Source organism: Xenorhabdus sp. NBAII XenSa04 (genome assembly GCF_963866145.1).
GTDB classification, from domain to species: domain Bacteria; phylum Pseudomonadota; class Gammaproteobacteria; order Enterobacterales; family Enterobacteriaceae; genus Xenorhabdus; species Xenorhabdus indica.
Genome location: NZ_CAWMEB010000418.1, coordinates 58,301 through 65,981, shown reverse-complemented (window position 1 = coordinate 65,981; position 7,681 = coordinate 58,301). Strand labels below are relative to the sequence as shown.

Genomic DNA, 7,681 nt, shown 5'->3' with positions numbered 1-7,681 from the left:
CCAACTGAGCTAATCGCCCAATCATAAAATCATTTTCATCACTACGGTTGCCATTTTCTCTAGCTTACCACTACGAGATAATGGTGGGCGATACCAGATTCGAACTGATGACCCCCTCCTTGTAAGGGAGATGCTCTACCAACTGAGCTAATCGCCCCGTCGTGATGGAGTCGCATTATAGGGATAGTTCGAGGTGAGTCAACGGTTTTTATTACTAAAACTTCCGTTCGTCGCAAAATTACACAGAATGAAACAATTATAGTCACATTAAGTTATCATTTAGACAATGTATCTTACCTTTTCCCAATAACCTATCATTAACGCCATTGAGGAATTGAAGTCCAGTGATAAAATACCCCCACTATTGTTATTTAAATTGTTACTTCAATCATCCAAAACGTTCTCTGAAAAGTGAAATGTAATTAAGGCAATTCCCGATGAGTAAAATAAAAACCCGTTTTGCGCCAAGTCCTACTGGCTATCTTCACGTTGGCGGCGCACGTACTGCCCTTTATTCCTGGCTATACAGCCGTCATAACAAAGGTGAATTTGTTCTGCGCATTGAAGACACTGATCTGGAACGTTCAACTCAGGAAGCCATTGATGCGATTATGGACGGAATGAACTGGTTAAATCTGAATTGGGATGAAGGCCCTTATTATCAGACCAAACGTTTCGACCGTTATAATCAAGTTATTGATGAAATGCTGGAACAAGGTACAGCATATCGCTGCTATTGTTCTAAAGAGCGCTTGGAACAATTACGTGAAACTCAGATGGCAAATAGCGAAAAACCACGTTATGACGGTCGTTGTCGTGATAGTGAATGCCAACATAGCCATGATGAGCCACATGTTGTACGTTTCCGCAACCCACAAGAAGGCTCTGTTATTTTTAATGACAGCATCCGTGGCCCGATTGAATTCAGTAACCAAGAGTTAGACGATTTGATTATTCGCCGTACTGATGGCTCACCAACTTATAACTTCTGTGTTGTCATTGATGACTGGGATATGGAAATCACTCACGTTATTCGTGGTGAAGATCACATCAATAACACACCGCGTCAAATTAATATTCTGAAAGCGCTTGGCGCACCAGTACCAGAATATGCTCATGTTTCTATGATCCTCGGTGACGATGGTAAAAAATTGTCCAAACGTCATGGTGCCGTCAGCGTGATGCAATATCGTGATGATGGCTATCTGCCGGAAGCACTTTTGAACTATCTGGTTCGTTTAGGATGGTCACATGGTGATCAAGAAATTTTCAGCGTTGAAGAAATGACAGAGTTGTTCAGCCTTGACGCTATCAGCAAATCAGCCAGCGCCTTCAACACTGAAAAGCTGCAATGGTTGAACCATCATTACATTAATACCCTGCCTGCGGAAAAAGTTGCTGTTTATTTAGCGTGGCATATTGAACAACAAGGTATTGATACACGTACTGGCCCGGAACTGGTTGAACTGATTAAACTGTTGGGTGAACGCTGCAAAACATTGAAAGAAATGGCCAGTGCTTGTCGTTATTTCTATGAAGAGTTTACTGAGTTCGATGCAGATGCTGCGAAAAAACATCTGCGACCAGTGGCTCGTCAGCCATTAGAAGTTGTCCGTGAAAAACTAGCTGCTATTACCGAATGGACACCAGAGAATATCCACCATGCAATTCAGTCAACCGCTGACGAATTGGAAATCGGTATGGGTAAAGTGGGTATGCCACTACGTGTTGCAGTTACTGGCGCTGGTCAATCTCCGAGTGTTGACGTCACTATTCACGCTATTAATCAGGCACGTTCACTCTCTCGTATTGATAAGGCTCTGGTTTATATTGCCCAGCGTGAAGCACAATAATCAGCATTAAAAAATCGGCCAAAATAAGTTATAGAGGCACACAATTTATTGTAGTGCCTTTATTTTTTATTCTTCTAACCAGGCATTGATGGCTTTTTCAACGTTTACACCGTAAATATTAATGAATCCGTTGACAGAGTTCTTCGGGTTTCATATGATGCGCTCCGTTCCACAGGATTTTGATTTGGGGCTATAGCTCAGCTGGGAGAGCGCTTGCATGGCATGCAAGAGGTCAGCGGTTCGATCCCGCTTAGCTCCACCAAATATTTATCCTGAACCACAATTGTGGGGCTATAGCTCAGCCGGGAGAGCGCTTGCATGGCATGCAAGAGGTCAGCGGTTCGATCCCGCTTAGCTCCACCAAGATTCTGGATCCCTGAAAGCGCAAGTTTTCAGGGATTTTTCTTATGGCTACACGATAATATAGTGAAAACAACCTATCTCTTAAAGCATCAAATCATCGTAATACTTTTTATTTTCAAACTGAAAGTTCCATCCGAATAATTTGAGTCTACATCAACTTTGTTATAAAGCCCGTCGTCACAGTTGTTTCCTTTGGATAATGAAAAATAGTTATCACCAGACAAGATAGTCACTGAAGTTTAGTTATTACTCTCAATAACAAAATTTTTTCAGAGAGATGGACTATAATAAAATTTGCTTCAGGTATATTCTTTTACGGCTAACCGTTTTTTTTCAATGGCCTTACCAATGAATCCAACCCTTCAATTTTAATTGCAAGGGTCATTTCCATTAATGTCCCCAATTTTCCTTGTGGAAATCCCTCTTTACGGGCAAACCAAAGTAAATACTCTTCAGGAAGATCGATTAACTTCCGTCCTTTGTATTTACCAAATGGCATGACAGTGTTGGCGATCTCCAGCAAATTTTCTTTATTCATTATATCGACCTCTTGAGCCATTTTCATTTTGGCTTTTATATAAAGATAAAATGGCATCTGCCCAGATACCATTTTTTCTAAAACTCAAATTGCTAAGAAAATTAAATACTCATTACCAGTCCGGTAATTGCAGCCGACAGAAAACTTACCAAAGTTGAACCAAACAGCAGTTTCAGTCCAAAACGTGCGACAGTATTCCCCTGTTTTTCATTCAAACCTTTAATAGCACCAGCTACAATTCCTATGGATGAGAAGTTGGCAAAGGAAACCAGAAATACGGATAAGATACCTTTTGAACGCTCACTCAATTGCCCTGCAATTTCCTGTAAACTCTGCATTGCAACAAATTCATTAGAAACCAGTTTAGTCGCCATGATACTACCTACTTTCAGTGCTTCATCACTGGGGATGCCAATGATCCAGGCAAATGGATAGAAAACATATCCCAGACATTCCTGAAAAGAAATACCAAATGCCATATCAAAAACAGCATTGATACCCGCAATCAAGGCAATAAAGCCGATCAGCATGGCCGCTACAATCAAAGCGACTTTAAAACCAGCCAGAATGTACTCGCCCAGCATTTCAAAGAAACTTTGTCCTTCATGCAGATTGTTCATATGGATATCCCCTTCACTTTCAACAGAGTAAGGGTTGATAAGAGACAAAACGATAAAGGTACTGAACATGTTAAGTATCAAGGCTGCTACCACATATTTTGCATCCAGCATTGTCATGTAAGCACCTACGATAGACATGGATACTGTAGACATCGCGGTTGCCGCCATTGTGTACATCCGACGTTCAGACATTTTGTTCAATACATCTTTATAAGCGATAAAATTCTCTGATTGCCCCAGAATCAATGAGCTAACCGCATTGAACGATTCCAGTTTTCCCATACCATTAACTTTGGACAACACAGTACCAATTGCACGAATGATAATTGGCAGAATTTTTATATGTTGCAGGATACCGATCAAAGCAGAGATAAAGATGATAGGACAAAGTACATTTAGGAAGAAAAATGCCAGATTTGCTTCGATCATACCACCAAAAACAAAACTAGTACCTTTCGCAGCATAAGACAGCAGGTGGACAAACAAACTGTCAAACCCTTTGACGATCCCTAATCCAGCATTAGAATTAAGGAAAAACCACGCCAGAACAAGTTCAATAGCAATTAACTGAATAATATACCGAATTCGAATATCTTTCCGGTTATTACTCGCAAAAATCGCCAAGCCGCCAATGACCGCTAAAGCGAGAACAAAATGAAAAATATGAGACATAAAAGAACTCCAAACATGACGAGATGCAAATTTAAAATCGCATTTTTGCAACATACGATAATAAATAGTGATAACTATCACATTAATTGACTATATAGCGGCAACAAAATCCTATTTAGCAAACTTGATCACACTTTAAGCCGGAACGTGGCTACTAAATATGCAAAAATATCTTATTTAAAAGGCACTATTAAGGTTTATGATCAAAAACCCCAATTCACTCTTTCCTGAATATTTTCTTTTCACCCAATGAATTTCAAGTTGCGTCGCGGCGGCAAGAAAACGAATTTGTCCAGCCGAAGGCTGGCTTCCGGTGAGAGGAAGGAGCCTCTCATTAATCCCCGGTAGCATAGAAAACTATGTGACCGGGGGGGTGTAGTTGTAAAAAAGTAGTTGTAAAAAATAGAGTAGCGCAGCCAACAAAGATGAAAGGTATGTTTATTATTATTCATCTAAAAGACGAAGCATTTCTTCTTCGTCAATCACAGTTATGCCTAATTCTGTTGCTTTGACTAATTTAGATCCTGCGGCCTCACCCGCAATCACCAAATCTGTTTTCTTGGAAACACTGCCCGTGACTTTTGCACCCAACGCAACTAATTTATCTTTTGCCTCATCCCGGGATAAACGGCTTAATGAGCCAGTCAAAACTACGGTCTTACCCGTAAATGGGCTATTGATTTCTTCTGGTTGCGGTACTTCCGCTGTTTCCCAACAAATACCAATATTATTGACGAGATCATCAATTACTGCCTGGTTATGTGGTTCATTAAAGAAATTAACTACATGGCTGGCAACCACACCACCTACATCTTGTACAGCAATTAATGCTTCCGTATCCGCTGCACGCAATTTTTCCAATGTGCCAAAATGTGCAACTAAATTAACCGCGGTTGCTTCTCCAACTTCACGAATGCCTAAAGAATAGATGAAACGGGCAAATGTGGTTTTCTTGGATTTTTCCAGAGCATTAACTACATTTTGAGCCGATTTTGGCCCCATTCGTTCAAGGCCGGTTAGTTTCCCCGCGGTTAAACGGAAAAGATCGGCTGGTGTTTTGACATATTCCTTATCAACCAATTGTTCAATAATTTTCTCTCCCATCCCATCCACATCCATCGCACGACGGGAAACAAAGTGTCTCAGCGCTTCTTTACGTTGTGCCCCACAAAATAAACCACCTGTGCAACGCGCTACAGCCTCGCCTTCAATACGTTCGATATCAGAACCACAAACAGGACAATGCTGTGGGAAAGCTATTTCCTGGCTTTCTGTTGGTCTTTGTTCCTTCACCACACCAACAACTTGCGGAATAACATCACCTGCCCGGCGAATAATGACAGTATCTCCTATACGCAGCCCCAGACGTTCAATTTCATCTGCATTGTGTAATGTAGCGTTACTGACCGTTACACCTGCAATCTGTACTGGCTCCAGACGTGCAACTGGTGTAATCGCACCTGTACGCCCTACCTGAAATTCGACATCACGTACAACAGTTATCTGTTCTTGTGCAGGAAACTTAAATGCGGTTGCCCAACGCGGAGCTCTGGCCACAAATCCCAATGTTTCCTGTAACTCAAGGGAATCGACTTTAACAACAACACCATCAATGTCGAAACCCAGAATCGGGCGCTGTTGTTCTACCTCGTGGTAAAAATCCAATACTTGTTGGGTTCCCTGACATAATTTCACTTTGTCGCTAACTGGCAGCCCCCATTGTTTGAATTGCATCAGCCGCTCGTAGTGGCTTACTGGCAATTCTCCACCTTCAATCACACCAATACCATAGCAATAAAAAGTCAGTGGACGCTTGGCTGTAATACGTGGGTCGAGCTGGCGCAGTGATCCTGCGGCTGCATTACGAGGGTTAGCAAACACTTTATTACCTGTACGGCGCGCTTCTTCATTGAGTTTTTCAAAACCTACTTGTTTCATAAAGACTTCACCACGAATCTCAACACGAGCAGGAATGTTGTCTCCTTTCAAACGCAGAGGAATCGCGCGAATTGTACGAATGTTGGCGGTAATATTTTCTCCTGTCGTACCATCTCCACGAGTCGCAGCCTGCACTAATTCGCCATTTTCATACAACAGGCTGACAGCCAGACCATCGAGTTTAAGTTCACAACAGAATACCAATTCCCGATTGTCTTTCAGACGATCACGAACACGTTTATCAAACGCCAGATAACTTTCTTCGTCGAATACATTATCCAGAGATAACATCGGAATTTCGTGACGAACTTGCTCAAATGCGGTTAATGGCGCGGCCCCGACCCGTTGGGTAGGAGAATCTGCTGTAACTAGTTCTGGATGCTGTTCTTCCAATGATTTCAACTCACGCATTAAGCGATCATATTCCACATCAGGGATCTCTGGCGCATCCATAACATGATACAAATACTCATGATGGCGCAATGTTGTTCTTAGTTCGTTGATTGTTTGAATAATATTTTTCATGACTTCTCACCAGAGATGAAAAAACCCCCGACTAGGCGGGGGCTTAATACTAAAAAGAGGATTTATTCTTGGACACTGAGCGTATCACGAATACGTGCCTTATAAGTTTCGATCATTTGCGGTGTAAGCATTTTACGCTCAGCATCTAACACCACACCACCCACATCAGAAGCAATACGCTGTGCTGCCTGCAACATCAATTTGAAATTCTGATTAGAATCGCCATATGAAGGTACGAGCATAAACATTGAGATCCCCGGAGTGCTGAAATCTACCATACGTTCTGGATCAAATGACCCCGGCTTAACCATATTAGCCAAACTGAACAGTACCGCACCACTACCCGATGGGTTTAAGTGACGATGGAAGATATTCATATCACCAAACCGGAAACCTGATTGCAAAATGCTCTGAAGCAATACTTCGCCATTTAGTTCCTGACCATGATGAGCAGCTACATGTAATACCAACACAGTCTCTTTTTTAGTTTGCTCAGTTTTAACTTTCGTTGCATTTTCCAACTTCGACTGCTCTTGAACAGCTTCCGTTTCCGCACCTTCTGCACCATTTTTCTCAACAGATTCAAACAGGCCAAGTTGTGATTCTTTCTGACTTTCGTCAATCGCTTTCACCTTTGCCACAGATGTTTCAGGTTGCTGCTTTGAAAGTAAAGGATCAACTCCATCATCAGATATGACTTCTGATAAATCAGGTGCATCGCGCTCAATAATCGGCTCTTCACGATGTTCATGACGAGACTTAACTGGCTCTTGAACACGTGATTTTGACGAATTATTAAACAGCTCATCGCCATCATTATCCTCTAACCCTTCCCGACGCTCCTGTTTATGAGGTTTCACTGGGCGATCACGAAAGAGTGACGAACGCTCTTTACGGCTGGTCCACAACCCATGTAATAGCAAAGCTATTATGGCTATCGCACCAACAACGATTAATATCAGACGCAAATCCTGCATCATTGCTATCTCTGTTGTTTAAATTAATTGCCACCACGGCGGAATATTCTTTAGATAAGAGTATTTGTCAAATAGCACAAGTGCAAGCCTCTACAGACTTTTCTTATCATAAAGAGAGGTATCTCCTGTTTTTTCGAGTGTTTTTCACACACAAAACTACTGGTCAGTGGAAAATCCTGCCTATATCATACCGTC

Annotated in this window: 5 protein-coding genes and 3 tRNA genes; 3 read left to right on the top strand and 5 right to left on the bottom strand. The window is 41.8% G+C overall.

Translation table 11 applies throughout. From position 1 onward, the window contains the following. Positions 1-81: 81 nt before the first annotated feature. Positions 82-157: transfer RNA gene (locus tag AAC147_RS16850), tRNA-Val, on the bottom strand. Between the two features lie 280 nt (positions 158-437). Here AAC147_RS16850 and gltX point away from each other — a divergent pair. From gltX to AAC147_RS16835, 3 genes are all read left to right on the top strand, one after another. After that, positions 438-1,853, top strand: coding sequence for a glutamate--tRNA ligase (gltX, locus tag AAC147_RS16845; protein WP_047683123.1), 1,416 nt, complete (start codon positions 438-440; stop codon positions 1,851-1,853). Positions 1,854-2,039: 186 nt separating this feature from the next. Continuing rightward, positions 2,040-2,115, top strand: a tRNA-Ala gene (locus tag AAC147_RS16840). Positions 2,116-2,140: 25 nt separating this feature from the next. Then, positions 2,141-2,216, top strand: a tRNA-Ala gene (locus AAC147_RS16835). Positions 2,217-2,535: 319 nt separating this feature from the next. Here AAC147_RS16835 and AAC147_RS16830 read toward each other — a convergent pair. From AAC147_RS16830 to zipA, 4 genes are all read right to left on the bottom strand, one after another. Further along, complete coding sequence (locus AAC147_RS16830) at positions 2,536-2,754, bottom strand: DUF3820 family protein (RefSeq protein ID WP_047683137.1); 219 nt, start codon at positions 2,752-2,754, stop codon at positions 2,536-2,538. 101 nt (positions 2,755-2,855) lie between these two features. Then, positions 2,856-4,046 (bottom strand): NupC/NupG family nucleoside CNT transporter, encoded by a 1,191-nt coding sequence (locus AAC147_RS16825; RefSeq protein ID WP_047683121.1) that lies wholly within the window; start codon positions 4,044-4,046, stop codon positions 2,856-2,858. A 444-nt stretch (positions 4,047-4,490) separates the two neighbouring features. Continuing rightward, a complete protein-coding gene (gene ligA / locus AAC147_RS16820) occupies positions 4,491-6,509 on the bottom strand; it encodes an NAD-dependent DNA ligase LigA (RefSeq protein ID WP_047683119.1) in 2,019 nt (672 codons plus the stop codon). A 62-nt stretch (positions 6,510-6,571) separates the two neighbouring features. Continuing rightward, positions 6,572-7,489, bottom strand: a complete 918-nt coding sequence (zipA, locus tag AAC147_RS16815; protein WP_047683117.1) for a cell division protein ZipA — start codon at positions 7,487-7,489, stop codon at positions 6,572-6,574. Between the last annotated feature and the right edge of the window lie 192 nt (positions 7,490-7,681).